The 21020-nt window shown below is 49.8% G+C and carries 19 protein-coding genes, 1 tRNA gene and 3 pseudogenes; 16 read left to right on the top strand and 7 right to left on the bottom strand.

Going from position 1 to position 21020, the window contains the following annotated elements:
* Positions 1-13: 13 nt before the first annotated feature.
* Together RGV86_RS10120 and RGV86_RS10115 are read right to left on the bottom strand one after the other, a co-directional pair.
* The gene (locus RGV86_RS10120) at positions 14-259 is read right to left on the bottom strand and encodes an ogr/Delta-like zinc finger family protein (RefSeq protein ID WP_000984201.1); all 246 of its coding nucleotides are present in this window, start codon (positions 257-259) and stop codon (positions 14-16) included.
* Complete coding sequence (locus RGV86_RS10115; protein ID WP_107144825.1) at positions 256-990, bottom strand: glycoprotein 3; 735 nt, start codon at positions 988-990, stop codon at positions 256-258. Before RGV86_RS10115 ends, RGV86_RS10120 begins: the two co-directional genes overlap by 4 nt.
* 552 nt (positions 991-1542) lie before the next feature.
* Here RGV86_RS10115 and RGV86_RS10110 point away from each other — a divergent pair.
* The 7 genes from RGV86_RS10110 (at position 1543) to RGV86_RS10080 (ending at position 6479) form a co-directional block, all read left to right on the top strand.
* Positions 1543-1809, top strand: a complete 267-nt coding sequence (locus RGV86_RS10110) for a helix-turn-helix transcriptional regulator (RefSeq protein WP_001149160.1) — start codon at positions 1543-1545, stop codon at positions 1807-1809.
* Positions 1806-2396, top strand: coding sequence for a host cell division inhibitor Icd-like protein (locus RGV86_RS10105; RefSeq protein ID WP_104769375.1), 591 nt, complete (start codon positions 1806-1808; stop codon positions 2394-2396). The genes RGV86_RS10110 and RGV86_RS10105 overlap by 4 nt, the downstream gene beginning before the upstream one ends.
* Positions 2389-2676, top strand: coding sequence for a derepression protein (locus tag RGV86_RS10100; protein ID WP_001244665.1), 288 nt, complete (start codon positions 2389-2391; stop codon positions 2674-2676). Before RGV86_RS10105 ends, RGV86_RS10100 begins: the two co-directional genes overlap by 8 nt.
* The gene (locus RGV86_RS10095) at positions 2669-3124 is read left to right on the top strand and encodes a hypothetical protein (RefSeq protein ID WP_000459307.1); all 456 of its coding nucleotides are present in this window, start codon (positions 2669-2671) and stop codon (positions 3122-3124) included. The genes RGV86_RS10100 and RGV86_RS10095 overlap by 8 nt, the downstream gene beginning before the upstream one ends.
* Positions 3125-3259: 135 nt before the next feature.
* Complete coding sequence (locus tag RGV86_RS10090) at positions 3260-3580, top strand: DUF5375 domain-containing protein (RefSeq protein ID WP_000856729.1); 321 nt, start codon at positions 3260-3262, stop codon at positions 3578-3580.
* 14 nt (positions 3581-3594) lie between these two features.
* Positions 3595-5928, top strand: coding sequence for a primase-helicase zinc-binding domain-containing protein (locus tag RGV86_RS10085; RefSeq protein WP_040088962.1), 2334 nt, complete (start codon positions 3595-3597; stop codon positions 5926-5928).
* A gap of 215 nt (positions 5929-6143) precedes the next feature.
* Positions 6144-6479: an integrase gene (locus RGV86_RS10080; RefSeq protein ID WP_077817377.1), complete on the top strand. Its 336-nt coding sequence runs from the start codon at positions 6144-6146 to the stop codon at positions 6477-6479.
* A gap of 411 nt (positions 6480-6890) precedes the next feature.
* Here RGV86_RS10080 and RGV86_RS10075 read toward each other — a convergent pair.
* A pseudogene (locus RGV86_RS10075) lies at positions 6891-7067 on the bottom strand (transposase); the annotation flags it as partial.
* Positions 7068-7230: 163 nt separating this feature from the next.
* Here RGV86_RS10075 and RGV86_RS10070 point away from each other — a divergent pair.
* Together RGV86_RS10070 and RGV86_RS10065 are read left to right on the top strand one after the other, a co-directional pair.
* Complete coding sequence (locus RGV86_RS10070) at positions 7231-7923, top strand: SinI family restriction endonuclease (protein ID WP_000032527.1); 693 nt, start codon at positions 7231-7233, stop codon at positions 7921-7923.
* A gap of 177 nt (positions 7924-8100) precedes the next feature.
* A pseudogene (locus tag RGV86_RS10065) lies at positions 8101-9308 on the top strand (IS256 family transposase).
* A 34-nt stretch (positions 9309-9342) separates the two neighbouring features.
* On the opposite strand, the gene dcm reads toward RGV86_RS10065, so the two are convergent.
* The 4 genes and pseudogenes from dcm to argG form a co-directional block, all read right to left on the bottom strand.
* Positions 9343-10575 (bottom strand): DNA (cytosine-5-)-methyltransferase, encoded by a 1233-nt coding sequence (dcm, locus tag RGV86_RS10060; RefSeq protein ID WP_000910483.1) that lies wholly within the window; start codon positions 10573-10575, stop codon positions 9343-9345.
* Between the two features lie 80 nt (positions 10576-10655).
* Complete coding sequence (locus tag RGV86_RS10055) at positions 10656-11375, bottom strand: Eco47II family restriction endonuclease (protein ID WP_000054478.1); 720 nt, start codon at positions 11373-11375, stop codon at positions 10656-10658.
* A gap of 516 nt (positions 11376-11891) precedes the next feature.
* Positions 11892-12023: pseudogene (locus tag RGV86_RS10050) on the bottom strand (integrase core domain-containing protein); the annotation flags it as partial.
* Between the two features lie 403 nt (positions 12024-12426).
* On the bottom strand, positions 12427-13770 hold the full coding sequence (argG, locus tag RGV86_RS10045) for an argininosuccinate synthase (protein ID WP_000207675.1): 1344 nt from the start codon (positions 13768-13770) through the stop codon (positions 12427-12429).
* A gap of 347 nt (positions 13771-14117) precedes the next feature.
* Here argG and RGV86_RS10040 point away from each other — a divergent pair.
* The 7 genes from RGV86_RS10040 (at position 14118) to rpsO (ending at position 20992) form a co-directional block, all read left to right on the top strand.
* Positions 14118-14194: transfer RNA gene (locus RGV86_RS10040), tRNA-Met, on the top strand.
* Positions 14195-14400: 206 nt separating this feature from the next.
* Positions 14401-14853 carry a ribosome maturation factor RimP gene (rimP, locus tag RGV86_RS10035; RefSeq protein WP_001300397.1) on the top strand — a complete coding sequence of 151 codons (453 nt, stop codon included), beginning with the start codon at positions 14401-14403 and terminating at the stop codon, positions 14851-14853.
* 27 nt (positions 14854-14880) lie between these two features.
* Positions 14881-16368 (top strand): transcription termination factor NusA, encoded by a 1488-nt coding sequence (nusA, locus tag RGV86_RS10030; RefSeq protein WP_001031044.1) that lies wholly within the window; start codon positions 14881-14883, stop codon positions 16366-16368.
* A gap of 24 nt (positions 16369-16392) precedes the next feature.
* On the top strand, positions 16393-19065 hold the full coding sequence (gene infB / locus RGV86_RS10025; protein WP_000133059.1) for a translation initiation factor IF-2: 2673 nt from the start codon (positions 16393-16395) through the stop codon (positions 19063-19065).
* Between the two features lie 163 nt (positions 19066-19228).
* Positions 19229-19630, top strand: coding sequence for a 30S ribosome-binding factor RbfA (rbfA, locus tag RGV86_RS10020; protein WP_001040205.1), 402 nt, complete (start codon positions 19229-19231; stop codon positions 19628-19630).
* On the top strand, positions 19630-20574 hold the full coding sequence (truB, locus tag RGV86_RS10015) for a tRNA pseudouridine(55) synthase TruB (RefSeq protein WP_000089704.1): 945 nt from the start codon (positions 19630-19632) through the stop codon (positions 20572-20574). Before rbfA ends, truB begins: the two co-directional genes overlap by 1 nt.
* A 148-nt stretch (positions 20575-20722) precedes the next feature.
* Positions 20723-20992 carry a 30S ribosomal protein S15 gene (gene rpsO / locus RGV86_RS10010; protein WP_000059470.1) on the top strand — a complete coding sequence of 90 codons (270 nt, stop codon included), beginning with the start codon at positions 20723-20725 and terminating at the stop codon, positions 20990-20992.
* Positions 20993-21020: the final 28 nt, after the last annotated feature.

The raw sequence follows: 21020 nt of genomic DNA, 5'->3' as shown, positions 1-21020 counted from the left end.
CCCCGTCTCCTGATTAATGGTTGAATGGTGAGCTGTAACAGCCTTTAACTTTTCGGACAACAGCCGGTGCTGTGCTTGCCGGTGCTGGTTTTTCCTCCGTGACCGGAGAACGAATCACGGCACAAATTGACTCATGCGTTTTAAATGTCGCCGAACAGTAAATATTCTGGCACTGCAGATAACTTTCTTTGACATTGTCACTCACATACCGGCTGGTGCGGGTATGCGCTGAATGACGACAGAAAGGGCAGCGCATCATGACAGCAGTCCTCTGGCCTTAAGCACTGCTCCCTGCTGGTCTATTTTGTCCTGCCACACCTTGCGCTGTGCCGGTGTGCCTGCCACCTCATAATCCATGTGCGGGAGTGTTGCCGCTGACAGTCCGGTCAGCCGGAGAACCGGCTCGCCGGTGAGGCTGATTTGCATCTGTTTTATTTTCTGTTCCAGCGATGATTTCACCTGCTGCATGACAGCTTTATCGGGTGCGACGTAGCCCTGATGGCCGGTGGTGTTGGCGAGCGGATTTTCCTGTACCAGGATACTCAGATGCATTGCCCGGACAAGCGCCTCACAGGTTTCATTCAGGGCGTGTTCCAGCTCATGCTCTGCATACAGACTCAGAAGGTGATGATGTGCCTTCCGGTAGGCGGTGGCCGTGCTGTCACACGCCCCTTTCAGGCGTTCACGTTCGAAATTCAGCACCACGGCCAGATTGTCATATTCCTGTACCAGCTCCCGGCGTGCCACGCGCTCAATGTGGCGCTGTTTCAGCTCGTCGCTCAGGACACCACCGGCTGCACGAAAGGCCGTGCGCCAGTCGTCAGCGTCGTTTCCGTCGGTCTGCGCCAGCGCATTTTTTTCCTGCTCTGCCCGTTCAATGGCCGTGATGGTCTCATCCATCAGGCGGGCGTTCTCAAGGTGGGCGGCTCTGGCCTTTTCCAGTTGTGCCAGTGCGGGTTGCAGATATTCAGGGATAGTGTGGTCAGACATTTTCCGGCTCCTCGTCACTTCAGGTTAAGAAAATTGTGACGTACACCGGACAACAACACGACGTATTGCAGATGTGTCAGCCCTGACACAGGAGACTCATCCTCACACCGGCAAGCCAGGAAAAGGTCGCAGGAAAAACCGGCTTACTGTTTGTTTTTTTATATTTTACTGTTCACCTCTGTTCACCTTAATAAAAAAGATAAGTAATACAGTAAGTTAAAGGGTGAACAATCGCAGTAATGACTGTTCACCGTCTGTTCACCACTGTTCACCCGCTCATGGACTTTTTGTGCTGTTTACTACTGTTTGTTTTTATTAATTCGCCGGGAATGAATAAGAAGAAACGATTTGTATTTCACTATAAAAATTACAAATTGCTTTAAGTGGCTTTAAATGACTTTAAGTGGAAATGAACAAAAAACACACAACCATTGTAAGGCTGCCGGAACAAATCCCCCCTGTTGCGTCTGCCAAAAATATTCACAAAATAAAGCGCTACCCGAAGCCGGACGGACTTATCCGGTGCTGTATGGACATTAACGAGGTAGCCCGATGCAAGCTGTTTTTTCTTCCCCGTCTCCCGCCCCTGTGACGCCACTGATGCCGCTGCCGGACATCACGCAGGAGCGTTTTTTACGTCTGCCGGAAGTGATGCACCTGTGCGGCCTGTCACGCTCGACCATCTATGAACTCATCCGTAAGGGGGAATTTCCGCCGCAGGTGAGTCTTGGTGGTAAAAATGTGGCCTGGCTGCACTCTGAAGTCACTGCATGGATGGCCGGGCGCATCGCCGGACGCAAACGGGGGTACGACGCATGATGATGCCTGTTCTGCAAAAACTCCCTTTTTCTGGCTTGCCTTTTTCCGGCATTTGCGGATATAGTTTTTCCGCTGCCGCAAAATCGGCAGCCGGGCGTGAGAACCCGAGTATGTTATCGGCGACATATGACGCGCCATGCGTCTTTTTTTGTGTCGCAATCAACGCCACAGAGCACCAGATTATGGTGTGGCGTGTGGTTTGCCGTGCAGGTATGATCCTGTTCGCAATCGCATGTTATGCCTCTGAGTCAATGGTAGCTCAGGCGGGGCAGCCTCCGGGCTGGCCGGTTTCCGATAACGCCGGTATTCTCACCCCCGTCTGGGCTATCGCCATCGAGCGTGAGAACTCCGGCGATAGCGTCATTTACGCTGTTATCGGAGGTTGCCTTATGGCTACAACCCTTACCCCTTCACACCCTGAATTTGTCTTTGTGTTTGCGGCTGTCCGTCGCGCAGACCGTCATCCCCGTATCTGCATGCTTCGCACCGTCGCCGGTGATGAACGCAGCGCCCGCCGTTCCCTTGTCCGTGACTATGTGCTCTCCCTTGCTGCCCGTCTGCCGGTGGTGGAGGTGTCCCGTGCGTAATAAAAAAGCCCCTCAGACCGTCTCAGCGCGTCATGACGCCCGTGAACACCTCAGCATTGAGGCTTACCATAAGCTCAACCGCGCCAGCGCCGTATCCCAGTTTGTTGGGGGTGATTTGATTCACCGTGAACTCTCCGGCCTGCATCAGCTCTACATTCCGCATATTTTCAGCTACCTGAATGAAGATATTGATTTTGTGCTGAATGAGCTGAAAGCCAAAGGCCTGTGCCGCGATTTTCTCGCCCAGCAGAAAGACCGGGGAGACAGGACGCATGTTTGATTTTCCCCAGCCCGGTGAGATTTACCGTTCTGCCGGTTTTCCCGATGTGGCCGTGGTCGGCATTCTGGAAGACGGTATTCCGTGGGAAATGCCGTACCGCTGCCCGGACATTGTCTGGAATCCGTACCGCCGTAAATTCAGCATCCTTGTGCGTATCCTCGCTGACGGGCGCACCACAGACATCCCGCTGGGGCGTTTTCTGCGGGAATTTACCTGTGACCGTCCTGACCTGTTCAGACGCAGCCCCGTAAACCGGCATGCGGTACTGAAAGAAATGGCCGGAGACCCGGAATTACAGAAATGGCGGGAAAAATATCTGGATATTTACCCGCAGGACCCTGTTCCGGTGAGCCGGGCGGCACCGGTGGCGCGGGAATGGCGGGAAATTCCCCGCACAGAGCCTGACCCGGAAATCACCCCGGATAACAGTTACCGCAATTATCTGTAATTAAAAAACGACCCCCGAAAAATTAAATGTGCGTATTCGCGCAGGGATACGCACGTCTTCAGGAGACGCAGATATGCCTTATCAGTTAATGCAACCGGCACGGAATGCAGTCATCTGTCACAGGGAGGAAAACAAATGAAAACACCCTTACCGCCCGTCTTACGCGCTGCCCTTTACCGTCGCGCTGTCGCCTGTGCCTGGCTGACCGTGTGCGAACGTCAGCACCGCTACCCGCATCTCACCCTTGAGTCACTGGAGGCGGCCATCGCCGCTGAGCTGGAAGGCTTTTATCTGCGCCAGCACGGTGAGGAAAAAGGGCGTCAGATAGCCTGTGCCCTGCTGGAAGATTTAATGGAATCCGGCCCCCTGAAGGCCGCGCCGTCGCTGTCCTTTCTCGGGCTGGTTGTGATGGATGAACTCTGTGCCCGTCACATAAAAGCGCCGGTACTGCACTGAAGGAGAACAACACCATGAAAATGAACGTAACCGCCACCGTCAGCCATGCGCTCGGCCACTGGCCGCGTATTCTCCCGGCGCTGGGGATTCAGGTGCTGAAGAACCGTCATCAGCCCTGTCCGGTCTGTGGCGGGAGTGACCGTTTCCGTTTTGATGACAGGGAGGGGCGCGGCACCTGGTACTGCAATCAGTGTGGTGCCGGTGACGGCCTGAAACTGGTTGAAAAGGTGTTTGGTGTTTCCCCGTCCGATGCGGCCGCAAAGGTGGCTGCCGTGACCGGCAGCCTGCCCCCGGCTGACCCGGCAGTGACGGCTGCCGCCGGTGCTGAAACAGACGCTGCCCGGAAGAACGCCGCCGCACTGGCACAAACCCTGATGGCGAAAACCCGTCCCGGAACCGGTAACGCCTACCTGACCCGCAAGGGCTTTCCCGGCCGGGAATGCCGGATGCTGACCGGCACACACAGAGCCGGTGGCGTGAGCTGGCGCGCCGGTGACCTTGTGGTGCCACTGTATGACGACAGCGGCGAACTGGTTAACCTTCAGTTAATCAGTGCTGACGGCCATAAGCGCACCCTGAAAGGCGGACAGGTCAGGGGCACCTGTCACACCCTTGAAGGACAGAATCAGGCCGGAAAACGTCTGTGGATAGCGGAGGGATACGCGACCGCACTTACCGTGCATCACCTGACCGGTGAAACGGTGATGGTGGCGCTTTCTTCCGTGAACCTCCTTTCTCTGGCCAGCCTTGCCCGGCAGAAGCATCCGGCCTGTCAGATTGTCCTTGCCGCAGACCGTGACCTCAGCGGTGACGGCCAGAAAAAAGCCGCCGCAGCCGCAGATGCGTGTGAAGGTGTTGTTGCCCTGCCGCCGGTCTTCGGTGACTGGAATGATGCCTTCACGCAGTACGGCGGGGAAGCCACCCGTAAGGCCATTTATGATGCCATCCGGCCACCGGCTGAAAGCCCGTTCGACACCATGAGCGAAGCGGAGTTTTCCGCCATGAGTACCAGCGAAAAGGCCATGCGTATCTATGAGCATTACGGCGAGGCGCTCGCGGTCGATGCCAACGGCCAGCTTCTGTCCCGCTATGAAAATGGTGTCTGGAAGGTGCTGCCGCCACAGGACTTTGCCCGGGATGTGGCCGGGCTGTTTCAGCGGCTGCGTGCGCCGTTCTCCTCCGGGAAGGTGGCCTCCGTGGTGGACACCCTGAAGCTGATTATTCCGCAGCAGGAAGCCCCCTCCCGCCGCCTGATTGGCTTTCGTAACGGCGTGCTCGACACGCAGAACGGCACGTTCCACCCGCACAGTCCGTCACACTGGATGCGTACCCTGTGTGATGTGGATTTCACCCCGCCGGTGGACGGTGAAACGCTGGAAACCCACGCCCCCGCGTTCTGGCGCTGGCTTGACCGTGCCGCCGGTGGCCGTGCGGAAAAACGCGACGTGATTCTGGCCGCACTGTTTATGGTGCTGGCAAACCGCTACGACTGGCAGCTCTTTCTGGAGGTGACCGGTCCCGGCGGCAGCGGCAAAAGTATCATGGCCGAAATAGCCACCCTGCTGGCCGGGGAGGATAACGCCACGTCGGCCACCATCGAGACGCTGGAATCCCCGCGTGAACGTGCCGCGTTAACTGGCTTCTCACTGATACGCCTGCCGGACCAGGAAAAATGGAGCGGCGACGGAGCCGGACTCAAGGCCATCACCGGCGGCGATGCGGTGTCCGTTGACCCGAAATACCGGGATGCGTACTCCACGCACATCCCGGCGGTGATTCTGGCCGTGAACAATAACCCGATGCGCTTCACCGACCGCAGCGGCGGCGTGTCACGCCGGCGGGTGATTATTCACTTCCCGGAACAGATAGCCCCGCAGGAGCGCGACCCGCAGCTTAAGGACAAAATCACCCGCGAGCTGGCGGTCATCGTGCGTCACCTGATGCAGAAATTCAGCGACCCGATGCTCGCCCGGTCACTGCTTCAGTCCCAGCAGAACTCAGACGAGGCGCTGAACATCAAACGGGATGCCGACCCGACGTTTGATTTTATCGGCTATCTGGAAACCCTGCCGCAGACCAGCGGCATGTATATGGGGAACGCCAGTATCATCCCGCGTAATTACCGTAAATACCTCTATCACGCCTATCTGGCCTACATGGAGGCAAACGGCTACCGGAATGTACTCAGTCTGAAAATGTTCGGGCTGGGGCTGCCGGTGATGCTGAAGGAATACGGACTGAATTACGAGAAGCGCCATACCAAACAGGGGATACAGACCAACCTGACGCTGAAAGAGGAAAGCTACGGCGACTGGCTGCCAAAATGTGACGACCCTGCAACAACCTGACCCTCATGACTCATCTGACCGGCATCTGCCGGTCTTTTTTTATCCCGACATCCCCCGAAGGTGAACAATCCACTGTTCACCCTTCACCGTATATTCACCCGTTATCACACTGAAATTAAAAGAGAAAAACGAAAGGTGAACAGTGTGAACAATCAAATCAAAAAAAAACTTTTTTCTCCCTGCGTGATTTTCAGTGCAGGGGACTAATCGCCGGTATGAGTCACACCGGCAGAATGCCGGAGGTGAAGAATCGAATGTTCACCCTTCACCCATTATTCACCACCTATCACTATGAAATAAAAGGAGAAAACAGAAAGGTGAACAGTGTGAACAGTTCTTTCGAAAAAAAATTTTTTATGTGGATAAAAGATGCACTGGTTTGGATCCGAGCTACGGATCCAAACTTACTGATTAAAAATGATTTAACTTTCCGATTTATTGATGGGCTGAAAATAGATTGGTCAGAAAAACAGTGGGGGCACAAAAGGGGGCATATTTCATTGTTGTGTTTTATTATTTGTTTTTTATCATTAACTTATTTTGATGTTTGAGTCCGGCCTTCGCACCATACCGTATGCAATAACATGTTTTTCAACGAGTTGTGGTGAAAACCCTGTCTATTGCTACTAATCTTTTCCCGTAATCTATTACCTTGGACTGCCGCTATGGTTGATGATGGTAATGGGAGATCTTAACTGTAACGGCCTCTAGTTGTACTGCTCGAACAGGTATTAAAAACTCGAAGCTGATGACGATACCACGTCTATAAATCCTTCCAAAGCAGACTAACTAAGCATTCAAGCCCGATGTGCTGTCTTCCTGTATCTGATTTTGAGATCTGAATGGCGGCGTAAACAAGTCTATGGTGGTGTGTATCTGTAAACGATATGCAGGCTCTGCCAGCATTTCAGCCATGCCCCTGCAAAGGTACACAGTTATCCTGATAATGTTCCGGAGTTATCGGGGGAGGCTTTGGGTGTTTTGCCCTGACACTCATTACGCAGTTGTTTGACCCACCTTGTAATCGTGGAAAGGCCGACATCCATAGCTTTGAAGGTATCTGCCACTGTGTAGTTCTGGTCAACAACCAGTTGAGTGGATTCGCGTTTGGATTCTGGACTAAAACTTCTTCTTTTCATTGGTGCACCTGTGTTGTTATGAGGTGGGCTTATCACTTCTGTTCAGGTGGCCAAATTCAGTAAACCACGACATAAGTTGTGAGAGAGTAAAACTTTTGCTGTAACTTTCAAAGTCAGAAAATTATACTACATCCAAACACTTAATGGATGTCGGGAGAATACAATGTCAAAAGAGACGTCTTTTGTTAAGAATGCTGAGGAACTTGCAAAGCAAAAAATGGATGCTATTAACCCTGAACTTTCTTCAAAATTTAAATTTTTAATAAAATTCCTGTCTCAGTTTCCTGAAGCTTGCTCTAAACCTCGTTCAAAAAAAATGCAGAATAAAGTTGGTCAAGAGGAACATATTGAATATTTAGCTCGTAGTTTTCATGAGAGTCGATTGCCAAGAAAACCCACGCCACCTACAACGGTTCCTGATGAGGTGGTTAGCATAGTTCTTAATATAAGTTTTAATATACAGCCTGAAAATCTTGAGAGAATAAAAGAAGAACATAGATTGTCGATGGCTGCTGAGAATATTGTAGGTGATTTGCTTGAAAGGTATCTTGCTGAAAAACTAGAACCTTCTGGATGGATATGGTGTTCAGGCACAAGTGTTAAAGCAGTTGATTTTATTCACTATGATGAAAAAAACAATGAATGGAACCTGCTCCAAGTTAAAAATAGAGATAATACCGAAAACTCATCGAGTAGTAAGATTAGAGATAATACAACAATAAAAAAATGGTTTAGAACTTACTCACAGCGTGATGCTACTAATTGGGAAAATTTTCCAGATGAAGTATCATCTAAGAATTTAAATGAAGAAGACTTCAGAGCTTTTGTTAAAAATTATTTGGTAAAAATAATATAAAGAGGAGGAAAACACTTCATTTTTATCATAATAATTATTCTGGAATAAATCTAACGCATCCAACATAGAGTAAGAATAAAAGGGTAGGCCATGAAACCTACCCTGTAGAGACTGTGATTAAAATTGTGTAATTGCCTGATTTTGATATGTTCACTCCAGTAACGGAGACAGGCAATTATGGACGAAAAGAAACTCAAAGCCCTTGTGGCTGAACTGGCTAAAGGCCTTAAAACCGAAGCAGATCTCAATGCTTTTTCCCGCATGTTGACGAAGCGTACCGTCGAAACGGCGCTCAATGCGGAGCTGACTGACCACCTCGGGTATGAGAAAAATGTGCCCAAAACAGGCTCAAACACCCGCAATGGCTACTCGTCAAAACGGTGTTATGCGATGACGGCGAGATCGAACTGAACACGTCGCGTGACCGTGAAAACACCTTCGAACCGCAGTTGATTAAGAAGCACCAGACGCGCATTACGCAGATGGACAGCCAGATTTTATCCCTCTACGCCAAAGATATGACTACCCGCGAAATTGTCGCCACCTTCAAAGAGATGTACGACGCAGATGTGTCACCCACGCTGATATGTAAAGTCACTGATGCGGTCAAAGAGCAGGTTGCAGAATGGCAAAATCGACCTCTGGATGCACTGTATCCCATTGTTTACCTTGACTGTATCGTGGTGAAAGTTCGTCAAGGTGGCACCGTAATTAACAAAGCGGTGTTCCTTGCACTCGGTATTAATACTGGAGGCCAGAAAGAGTTGCTGGGCATGTGGCTGGCCGAGAACGAAGGGGCGAAGTTCTGGCTGGGTATGCTGACAGAGCTTAAGAATCGGGGGCTTCAGGATATCCTTATTGCCTGCGTGGACGGTCTGAAAGGCTTCCCGGATGCGATAAACAGCGTGTATCCGCAGACGCACATCCAGTTGTGCATCATTCATATGGTGCGCAACAGCCTGAAATACGTATCGTGGAAGGACTACAAAGCCGTCACCGGCGGGTTAAAAACGGTGTATCAGGCGCCAACAGAAGAGGCGGCGCTAGTGGCACTGGAGCAGTTCTCGGATGTCTGGGACGATAAATACCCGCAAATCAGCAAAAGCTGGCGTGCGCACTGGGAAAATCTCAACACGTTCTTCGGCTATTCGCCCGATATCCGCAAGGCCATCTACACCACGAACGCTATCGAATCGCTGAACAGCGTGATCCGTGCGGCCATTAAGAAGCGTAAAGTGTTCCCGACTGACGACTCGCTGCGGAAGGTCATTTCTCTGGCGATCAAGGATGCATCAAAAAAATGGAATATGCCAATCCAGAGCTGGCGGCTGGCGATGAGTCGCTTTATTATCGAGTTCGGTGACCGCCTGAGCGATCACCTTTAATATGGCAGCAATTACACAGAATTATTTACAGGGTCTATCTTTTATTTATCTTATCTAAAAGATGTACCACAGATTTGCCAACAGCAAATGACAGATTAACAGGAACAGCGTTTCCTATTTGCTTATATTTCGCTGACATTGGGCCTTCAAATACCCATTCATCGGGGAAGGTCTGTATTCTTGCATACTCACGCACAGTTAATGGTCTTGTTTCTTCTGGGTGGCAACGCTCTGTTTGTTTCTGTGCTGGGGCGCATGTTAATGTTAGGCTTGGTTCATCCCATGACAAGCGACGAGCCATACCAGTTTTGCCCCCACCTAAGTAAAAACTCTTGAGCATGTATTCTTTTTGAATATCTTCAGGAAGATCTCTCCAGTAGCCACCGGGAGGAACCATACTTAGGATCTCTGCTTTTCTTTTGGGATATTTTTGTCCTTCAGATTCTGGCACGTCGCTATCGTACAGCTCTCCCTTTTTTAATGCATCTTTAAGGGTTAATATTTTATTGTAAGAAGAAGGCCACTCATAATCGATGCCATCAGCAAGATCATTTCTTACAGCTACAATGATCAAACGCTCGCGTTTTTGCGGTACTTTGTAGAAAATAGCCTTAAGCACTCTTGGCTCAAATAAAGTGTAGCCCAAGTCTGTGATAATATTTTTTATTGTTTCTAAAGTTCGTCCATCATCATGATTTAGCAACCCTCGAACATTCTCTGCTAAAAGAACTTTCGGATTGATTTCTTTAGCGGCTCGGGCGAATTCAAAGAAAAGGGTGCCCCGTGTATCTTCAAAACCAAGTTTTTTGCCTGCATAAGAGAATGCCTGGCAAGGAAAGCCACCAGCCAGCACATCAACGGTATTCCTATAAGGGGTGAAGTCTACTTGGCTCACATCACCTTCAACCACATTCCATTCAGGCCTATTTTTTCGTAACGTCTTACAAGCATGGGAGTCAATTTCATTTAGTAAAACAGATTTTAAACCGGCTTTTTCTAAACCTAAAGCCATCCCCCCTGCGCCAGCAAATAACTCTAATACAGTATAAACATTATTGCTTATTTTAGTCTCATCAGGCCACTGGCTTTTAAATAAAAACTGAGCTTGTTCAAAATTTTTAAGTTGCTCTTTTTTATAAAATCGATAGTTGTTTTCGTCATTTCTTTGAGAAACTAATTTTCCAGCAGTATCCCAACGCCTTAAAGTTTCTTTTGAAACGCCCAAAATGTCTGCAACTTCTGAAAGTGAAAACTCTTCCTTTAACATATTTAGTAACCATGCCAACATTAGTCATGGTTACTACTGTATGGGTTTACATGTGCTTTGTCAAACATTGATCATGGTTATCAGCCGTAAGCGAGCCCAAAATACTTAATAAAACTATCTTTATCAGGGATGGAAAAACCTTGCTGCCCAAGACGTTCGCTCAAAATATACTCAATTGCGTGAGGGAGAGCACTATGGAGTTCTTGCAGAGCATCTGGTCTGCCAGTGACAAGCTCATAGAAACTCGCACCATCAATGATTCGAATGTTAGGGTTCGAAGGACACAGAGTACCACTACCTTTATTGGAAGGGGTAAAGGGGCTGTTATATCTGATAGGTTTACGAGGGATTATATTAACAAAGTACGCACAGTAATCCTTAAATCGGCTATGTTTCGGTGATACCAACTCATCTAAGCCTTTATATTTATCTGCTAAATCCCCGCCAGTAACCGTTGAGTATTTATTTTTCACCTCAGCGATGATTCTTCTTTCTTCGTTGAGAAGATCAACGATGCCACCAATCCCCATATCCCTCCATCCTTCAACATGGCCGAGAATTTTTTGGTGAAACGTACCAACATGATTTTGAATGGTTTTCTGCTGTTGTCGTGCAAGTTCGGAGTTTCGCCACTCTTCATGGGATGAGAACCCCGGAGCTTCAAAAAGTGCACCAAAAGGGTCAATCACATTGCTGGTAAAAGTCTTCTCAGCGGCGTCTTTTTTCTTTTTAGCTTTCGTTAATAAGGTTTCAACTTCGTTAAAAAGATCTTCATCACTGATATATTCAAGTAATGACATAGTTGTCTCTCCATCATTCTTTATAATTCAATAAGTTTTTCGCGTAATAACCTTTGGGGACTATTGCGGTTGCGGCTAATTACACGACAGCTCTCAAAAACGACACTGGAGCAAGTTTTCTAATCATAACGATTACAGACATAGATGAAAACGATCAATAAGCACTTAAAGGGCGTATGTTTGTTGTGGCGGGATTTGAATGGCTTGTGCTGAGGATTCGAGCAATATGTTACAGTGATAGAGGATTTTAACACCTAAATTTTAAGATAAATAATTAATTCTATATATCGCGATACACCAATAGTCGTTACCACCTTCATCTTATCATCAAGAAAGACATAGACCTTCGTCTGCTCTCCCGGTGTGAAGACGTTATAGCTAACCTTACTGCTTTTTGTTCCGAGAGCATGACTGCGCTGAGGATTGTCTGAAGTGGTTTATCATGATAGCGATGGTGTGCCAGATCCCATCTCTGCGCTTAGTTCTGGATGGTTTGGGGTTGTAAGTAGATCCGTTTTAGTTCCCCACCAAATAATGGTGCTGTCGATATTCCTCTGGTGTCATATTGTTCAGTGATTCATGTGGGCGTTCACAGTTATATTCTGATAACCATTTCTCCGTGATTTCCCGTACTTCATTCAGCGTTCTGCATCGGCTTATCCACTAGATAAACTCCAGTGTTACTGCATGTTTCTCTGCTCATCCCCATGAGCAGATATTTGATGACGAGTTATTTATCCTTCCCTATGACCCGAAGGGCAGCAGGCATATCATTTTCCATTGACTGGTTCGGGTGGATAAGATGAATGACATCGTGTCAAAGCACTCTCTGACGGCGTTGCCAGTAAAATGAGATGTGATGTTTTTATAAGCGGTGAGGAAAAGAGTTTTTCAAAGGCTATGAACTCCGCAATGTTGACATCTACTTCGCTGCTCACTGGCACACATTGTTAATGCAAATCATGACATCTTTGCTTATTTGACTGTCAGAAAAGATTTTACAGAGGAAATCCAGATAACCCCGCCCTTGATGGGCAGGGTTAACGTCGAATTACTGGCCTTTGTTTTCCAGATTCTCAACCTGCGGTACGCCGGAAGCGGCAGAAGATGAGAGCAGACCCGTTTTGGCATAACCGAAAAGTTTCTCGCGAGTATCGGTGATATCCAGGTTACGCATGGTCAGTTGACCGATACGATCATCTGGCGAGAACACCGAGTCACCTTTTTCCATCGTCAGACGTTCTGGTTTGTAAGTCAGGTTGTCAGAGACGGTATTGAGGATGGAGTAATCATTCCCGCGACGCAGCTCCAGAGTAACTTCACCTGTAATCTGGCTGGCAACCCAGCGTTGCAGAGAGTCACGTAGCATCAATGCCTGGGAATCGAACCAACGTCCCTGGTACAGCAAACGGCCTAACTGACGACCATGCGCGTGATACTGCTCGATGGTGTCTTCATTGTGAATACCGGTCAGTAGACGTTCATAAGCGATATGCAGCAGCGCCATCCCCGGAGCTTCGTAGATGCCACGGCTTTTCGCTTCGATGATACGGTTTTCGATTTGGTCGCTCATGCCCAGGCCGTGACGACCGCCGATGCGGTTGGCTTCCAGCATCATTTCCACATCATCGCTAAAGGTTTTGCCGTTCAGCGCCACCGGATGACCCTGTTCAAAACGTACCGTGACTTCTTCTGCCGGGATCTTCACACTCTCATCCCAGAATTTCACGCCCATAATCGGGTTGACGATTTTGACGCTGGAATTGAGATATTCCAGATCTTTCGCTTCGTGCGTCGCACCAAGCATGTTGGAGTCGGTGGAGTAGGCTTTCTCGACCGACATTTTGTAGTCGAAACCGCAGGCAATCATAAATTCAGACATTTCATGACGACCGCCTAACTCATCAATAAAGTCAGTATCAAGCCACGGTTTGTAAATTTGCAGTTCTGCGTTGGTCAACAGGCCGTAACGATAGAAACGTTCGATATCGTTTCCTTTATAGGTGCTGCCATCACCCCAGATGTTAACGCCATCTTCTTTCATCGCAGCAACCAGCATGGTGCCAGTCACGGCACGGCCCAGCGGCGTGGTGTTGAAATAGGTCAGGCCGCCAGTGGTGTTATGGAAAGCACCACACTGAATAGCAGCAATGCCTTCGGCCACCAGTTGTTTGCGGCAGTCGATTAGACGAGCGTTCTCCGCGCCGTATTCCATGGCACGACGAGGGATCGCATCATAATCCTCTTCGTCTGGCTGACCCAAGTTTGCAGTATATGCATAAGGAACAGCTCCCTTTTGTCGCATCCACAGCAGTGCGGCACTGGTGTCCAGACCGCCAGAAAAAGCGATGCCAATACGTTGACCTACCGGGAGATGCTTGAGAATCGTCGTCATAAAATAACACCCTGCTTGATTAACTGATGATGAGCCTGGATTTCCGCTCTAACTGAATTTTTATGCAAAATAAATGAGTTTTCATTTAATCATCTTTTATCGGAGACCGGAAGAGTTTAGTGCGTTTTTTGTAAAATAATGCGCTTAAAAGAAGTAAGGTGAGGTAGAAATTATTCAATCAATGAAAGTGAACAGGATATCCATTCACGTGAGTAGCAATAAATGTTGACAAAATGTGGCGTAGATCACTATAATGACCGCAGATTTTACGTCCCGTCTCGGTACACCAAATCCCAGCAGTATTTGCATTTTTTACTCAAAACGAGTAGAATTTGCCACGTTTCAGGCGCGGGGTGGAGCAGCCTGGTAGCTCGTCGGGCTCATAACCCGAAGGTCGTCGGTTCAAATCCGGCCCCCGCAACCACTTTCCCTTAGAGTTCTTTTTCAAATATACTGTGAAGACTTCGGCCTTCGTAGTGGGATTTGAAAAAATCCTTCTGGAAAGTGCTCCAGACCGCATTTGCGGTTATAGGGTTCAGTTATATAAAGCCCCGATTTATCGGGGTTTTTTGTTATCTGACTACAGAATAACTGGGCTTTAGGCCCTTTTTTTATGTCTTGGGGGTGGGCTTGTCCACATTAGAGCAAAAATTAACAGAGATGATTACTGCGCCAGTTGAGGCCCTGGGTTTTGAACTGGTTGGCATCGAGTTTATTCGCGGTCGCACATCCACACTGCGCATCTATATTGATAGTGAAGATGGCATCAATGTTGATGATTGTGCTGATGTGAGCCACCAGGTAAGTGCCGTGTTGGATGTTGAAGATCCCATCACCGTTGCTTATAACCTGGAAGTCTCCTCACCGGGTCTCGATCGCCCACTGTTCACGGCTGAACACTACGCCCGTTTCGTCGGAGAAGAGGTGACTCTGGTTCTCCGCATGGCGGTACAAAACCGTCGTAAATGGCAGGGCGTTATCAAAGCGGTAGACGGTGAAATGATCACAGTTACCGTCGAAGGTAAAGATGAAGTGTTCGCGCTGAGTAATATCCAGAAGGCGAACCTGGTTCCCCACTTTTAATAGTCTGGATGAGGTGAAAACCCCGCGATGAACAAAGAAATTTTGGCTGTAGTTGAAGCCGTCTCCAATGAAAAGGCGCTGCCTCGCGAGAAAATTTTCGAAGCGTTGGAAAGCGCGTTGGCTACAGCAACCAAGAAAAAATATGAACAAGAGATCGACGTTCGCGTACAGATCGATCGCAAAAGTGGTGATTTTGACACCTTCCGTCGCTGGCTGATTGTTGATGAAGTCACACAGCCGACCAAAGAAATCACCCTTGAAGCTGCGCGTTTTGAAGATGAAAGCCTGAACCTGGGCGATTACGTTGAAGATCAGATTGAGTCTGTCACCTTTGACCGCATTACGACCCAGACGGCAAAACAGGTTATCGTGCAAAAAGTTCGTGAAGCCGAACGCGCGATGGTTGTTGATCAGTTCCGTGAACACGAAGGTGAAATCATCACCGGCGTGGTGAAAAAAGTAAACCGCGATAACATCTCTCTGGATCTGGGTAACAATGCTGAAGCTGTCATCCTGCGTGAAGACATGCTGCCGCGTGAAAACTTCCGCCCTGGCGACCGCGTTCGTGGCGTGCTTTATTCCGTTCGCCCGGAAGCGCGTGGCGCGCAGCTTTTCGTCACCCGTTCCAAACCGGAAATGCTGATCGAACTGTTCCGCATTGAAGTGCCGGAAATCGGCGAAGAAGTGATTGAAATTAAAGCTGCCGCTCGCGATCCTGGCTCTCGTGCGAAAATCGCGGTGAAAACCAACGATAAACGTATCGATCCAGTAGGTGCTTGTGTCGGTATGCGTGGTGCCCGTGTTCAGGCAGTTTCCACCGAGCTTGGCGGCGAGCGTATCGATATCGTCCTGTGGGATGATAACCCGGCGCAGTTCGTTATTAATGCAATGGCACCGGCAGACGTTGCTTCTATCGTGGTGGATGAAGATAAACACACCATGGATATCGCCGTTGAAGCTGGTAATCTGGCGCAAGCAATTGGCCGTAACGGTCAGAACGTGCGTCTGGCTTCGCAGCTGAGTGGTTGGGAACTCAACGTAATGACCGTTGACGACCTGCAGGCTAAACATCAGGCGGAAGCACACGCAGCGATCGATACCTTCACCCGTTATCTCGACATTGACGAAGACTTTGCCACTGTCCTGGTAGAAGAAGGCTTCTCGACGCTGGAAGAACTGGCCTATGTGCCGATGAAAGAGCTGTTGGAAATTGAAGGCCTTGATGAGCCGACTGTTGAAGCACTGCGCGAGCGTGCTAAAAATGCACTGGCCACCATTGCACAGGCCCAGGAAGAAAGCCTCGGTGATAACAAACCGGCTGACGATCTGCTGAACCTTGAAGGGATGGATCGTGATTTGGCATTCAAACTGGCCGCCCGTGGCGTTTGTACGCTGGAAGATCTCGCCGAACAGGGCATTGATGATCTGGCTGATATCGAAGGGTTGACCGACGAAAAAGCCGGAGCACTGATTATGGCTGCCCGTAATATTTGCTGGTTCGGTGACGAAGCGTAATAAACTGTAGCAGGAAGGAACAGCATGACAGATGTAACGATTAAAACGCTGGCCGCAGAGCGACAGACCTCCGTGGAACGCCTGGTACAGCAATTTGCTGATGCAGGTATCCGGAAGTCTGCTGACGACTCTGTGACTGCACAAGAGAAACAGACTTTAATTGACCACCTGAATCAGAAAAATTCAGGGCCGGACAAATTAACGCTGCAACGTAAAACACGTAGCACCCTTAACATTCCTGGTACCGGTGGAAAAAGCAAATCGGTACAAATCGAAGTCCGCAAGAAACGCACCTTTGTGAAACGCGATCCGCAAGAGGCTGAACGCCTTGCAGCGGAAGAGCAAGCGCAGCGTGAAGCGGAAGAGCAAGCCCGTCGTGAGGCAGAAGAATTGGCCAAACGCGAGGCGCAACAAAAAGCTGAACGTGAGGCCGCAGAACAAGCTAAACGTGAAGCCGCTGAACAAGCGAAACGTGAAGCTGCGGAAAAAGACAAAGTGAGCAATCAACAAGACGATATGACTAAAAACGCCCAGGCTGAAAAAGCCCGCCGTGAGCAGGAAGCTGCAGAGCTCAAGCGTAAAGCTGAAGAAGAAGCGCGTCGTAAACTCGAAGAAGAAGCACGTCGCGTTGCTGAAGAAGCACGTCGTATGGCGGAAGAAAACAAATGGACTGATAGCGCGGAACCGACCGAAGATTCCAGCGATTATCACGTTACAACCTCTCAACATGCTCGCCAGGCAGAAGACGAAAGCGATCGTGAAGTCGAAGGCGGCCGTGGCCGTGGTCGTAACGCGAAAGCAGCGCGTCCGAAAAAAGGCAACAAACACTCTGAATCTAAGGCCGATCGCGAAGAAGCGCGCGCAGCAGTACGTGGCGGTAAAGGCGGAAAACGTAAAGGTTCTTCACTGCAGCAGGGCTTCCAGAAGCCAGCTCAGGCCGTTAACCGTGACGTGGTGATCGGCGAAACCATCACCGTTGGCGAACTGGCGAACAAGATGGCGGTTAAAGGCTCTCAGGTCATCAAAGCGATGATGAAACTGGGCGCAATGGCAACCATCAACCAGGTCATCGACCAGGAAACCGCACAGCTGGTTGCCGAAGAGATGGGTCACAAAGTTATCCTGCGTCGTGAAAACGAACTGGAAGAAGCGGTAATGAGCGACCGTGATACTGGCGCTGCGGCTGAACCGCGCGCGCCGGTCGTGACCATCATGGGTCACGTTGACCACGGTAAAACCTCCCTGCTGGACTACATTCGTTCAACGAAAGTGGCCTCTGGCGAAGCAGGTGGCATTACCCAGCACATCGGTGCATACCACGTTGAAACTGAAAACGGCATGATCACCTTCCTGGACACCCCGGGGCACGCCGCGTTTACTTCAATGCGTGCACGTGGTGCGCAGGCAACGGATATCGTAGTTCTGGTTGTCGCTGCAGATGACGGCGTAATGCCGCAGACCATTGAAGCAATCCAGCACGCGAAAGCGGCGGGTGTGCCGGTTGTGGTTGCTGTGAACAAAATCGATAAGCCAGAAGCCGATCCGGATCGCGTTAAGAACGAACTGTCCCAGTACGGCATTCTGCCGGAAGAGTGGGGCGGTGAAAGCCAGTTCGTACACGTATCTGCAAAAGCAGGTACAGGTATCGACGAACTGCTGGATGCGATCCTGCTGCAGGCTGAAGTTCTGGAACTGAAAGCCGTGCGTAACGGGATGGCGAGCGGTGCGGTCATCGAATCCTTCCTCGATAAAGGTCGTGGTCCGGTTGCAACTGTACTGGTACGTGAAGGTACTCTGCACAAGGGCGACATCGTTCTGTGTGGCTTCGAATACGGTCGTGTTCGTGCAATGCGTAACGAACTCGGTCAGGAAGTGCTGGAAGCAGGCCCGTCCATTCCGGTGGAAATCCTTGGCCTGTCCGGTGTTCCGGCTGCGGGTGACGAAGTTACCGTTGTTCGTGACGAGAAGAAAGCTCGTGAAGTTGCACTGTACCGTCAGGGCAAATTCCGTGAAGTTAAACTGGCGCGTCAGCAGAAATCTAAACTCGAGAACATGTTCGCCAACATGACCGAAGGCGAAGTTCATGAAGTGAACATCGTACTGAAGGCTGACGTTCAGGGTTCTGTGGAAGCGATTTCCGATTCCTTGCTGAAACTGTCTACTGACGAAGTTAAAGTGAAGATCATCGGTTCTGGCGTAGGTGGTATCACCGAAACCGACGCGACCCTGGCGGCTGCATCCAACGCGATTCTGGTTGGCTTCAACGTTCGTGCTGATGCCTCTGCGCGTAAAGTGATTGAAGCGGAAAGCCTGGATCTGCGTTACTACTCCGTCATCTATAACCTGATCGATGAAGTTAAAGCGGCGATGAGCGGTATGCTGTCTCCGGAACTGAAACAGCAGATCATCGGTCTGGCAGAAGTGCGTGACGTGTTCAAATCACCGAAATTCGGCGCCATCGCAGGCTGTATGGTTACCGAAGGTGTGGTTAAACGTCACAACCCGATCCGCGTTCTGCGCGACAACGTGGTTATCTACGAAGGCGAGCTGGAGTCCCTGCGCCGCTTCAAAGATGACGTTAACGAAGTCCGTAACGGTATGGAATGTGGTATCGGCGTTAAGAACTACAACGACGTCCGCACTGGCGATGTGATCGAAGTATTCGAAATCATCGAGATCCAACGTACCATCGCTTAAGGTTTTTAGGGTTCCATGCGGGATAAGGCGTTTACGCCGCATCCGGCATGGATTGCCTGATGCGACGCTGGCGCGTCTTCTCAGGCCTATGTGAACAGCCCTTCCACCTGAAATTAATTTTAAAAAGGGGCTTATGGCCCCTTTTTTGTCAGGAGAATTTATTATGGCGAAAGAATTTGGTCGCCCGCAGCGCGTAGCGCAGGAAATGCAAAAAGAGATCGCTCTCATCCTGCAACGCGAAATTAAAGATCCTCGTCTGGGCATGATGACCACCGTTTCCGGTGTCGAAATGTCTCGTGACCTGGCGTATGCGAAAGTATATGTGACGTTCCTTAACGACAAAGATGAAGACGCGGTTAAAGCAGGCATCAAAGCGTTGCAGGAAGCCTCTGGTTTCATCCGCAGCCTGCTGGGCAAAGCGATGCGCCTGCGTATCGTGCCGGAACTGACCTTCTTCTACGACAACTCATTGGTTGAAGGGATGCGTATGTCAAACCTGGTGACCAGCGTGGTCAAACATGACGAAGAACGTCGTGTTAACCCGGACGACAGCAAGGAGGACTAATGAGTCGTCCTCGTCGTCGCGGTCGCGACATTAACGGCGTTTTGTTGCTGGATAAACCGCAGGGTATGTCCAGCAACGATGCGCTGCAAAAAGTGAAACGCATTTATAACGCCAACCGTGCCGGACACACCGGCGCGCTGGATCCGCTGGCAACCGGCATGTTACCGATTTGCCTTGGGGAAGCGACGAAGTTTTCCCAGTATCTGCTGGACTCCGACAAACGTTATCGGGTGATTGCGCGTCTTGGGCAGCGTACCGATACTTCCGACGCTGACGGACAAATCGTTGAGGAGCGTCCGGTAACCTTTAGTGCAGAGCAACTGGCGGCAGCACTGGATACGTTCCGTGGCGATATCGAACAGATCCCTTCGATGTATTCGGCGCTGAAATATCAGGGCAAAAAACTGTATGAGTACGCGCGTCAGGGCATTGAAGTCCCACGCGAAGCGCGTCCGATTACCGTTTATGAACTGCTGTTTATTCGTCATGAAGGCAATGAGCTGGAACTGGAAATTCATTGCTCAAAAGGCACCTATATCCGCACCATCATTGACGACCTGGGTGAAAAACTCGGCTGTGGCGCGCATGTTATTTACCTGCGCCGTCTGGCAGTAAGTAAATATCCAGTCGAACGGATGGTGACTCTGGAACATCTGCGTGAACTGGTTGAGCAAGCTGAACAGCAAGAGATTCCGGCGGCACAATTGCTTGATCCATTATTGATGCCAATGGACAGTCCAGCTTCGGACTACCCGGTAGTGAATCTTCCGTTAACATCTTCTGTTTACTTCAAAAATGGTAACCCGGTTCGTACATCTGGTGCGCCGCTGGAAGGACTGGTTCGTGTTACAGAAGGTGAGAACGGCAAGTTTATCGGTATGGGCGAAATTGACGATGAAGGCCGTGTCGCGCCTCGTCGCCTGGTGGTTGAATACCCGGCGTAATGTTAACCGTCTTGCGATAACAGGTCGCTACGAGTAGAATACTGCCGCTTAACGTCGCGTAAATTGTTTAACACTTTGCGTAACGTACACTGGGATCGCTGAATTAGAGATCGGCGTCCTTTCATTCTATATACTTTGGAGTTTTAAAATGTCTCTAAGTACTGAAGCAACAGCTAAAATCGTTTCTGAGTTTGGTCGTGGTGAAAACGACACCGGTTCTACCGAAGTTCAGGTAGCACTGCTGACTGCACAGATCAACCACCTGCAGGGTCACTTTGCAGAGCACAAAAAAGATCACCACAGCCGTCGTGGTCTGCTGCGCATGGTTTCTCAGCGTCGTAAACTGCTCGACTACCTGAAACGTAAAGACGTAGCACGTTACACCCAGCTCATTGAGCGTCTGGGTCTGCGTCGCTAATTCTTGCGAGTTTCAGAAAAGGGGCCTG

This window comes from Escherichia ruysiae, assembly GCF_031323975.1.
Classification (GTDB): domain Bacteria; phylum Pseudomonadota; class Gammaproteobacteria; order Enterobacterales; family Enterobacteriaceae; genus Escherichia; species Escherichia ruysiae.
Note: the sequence above shows the minus strand (reverse complement) of the source record. Positions and strands in the feature narration are given on the sequence as shown.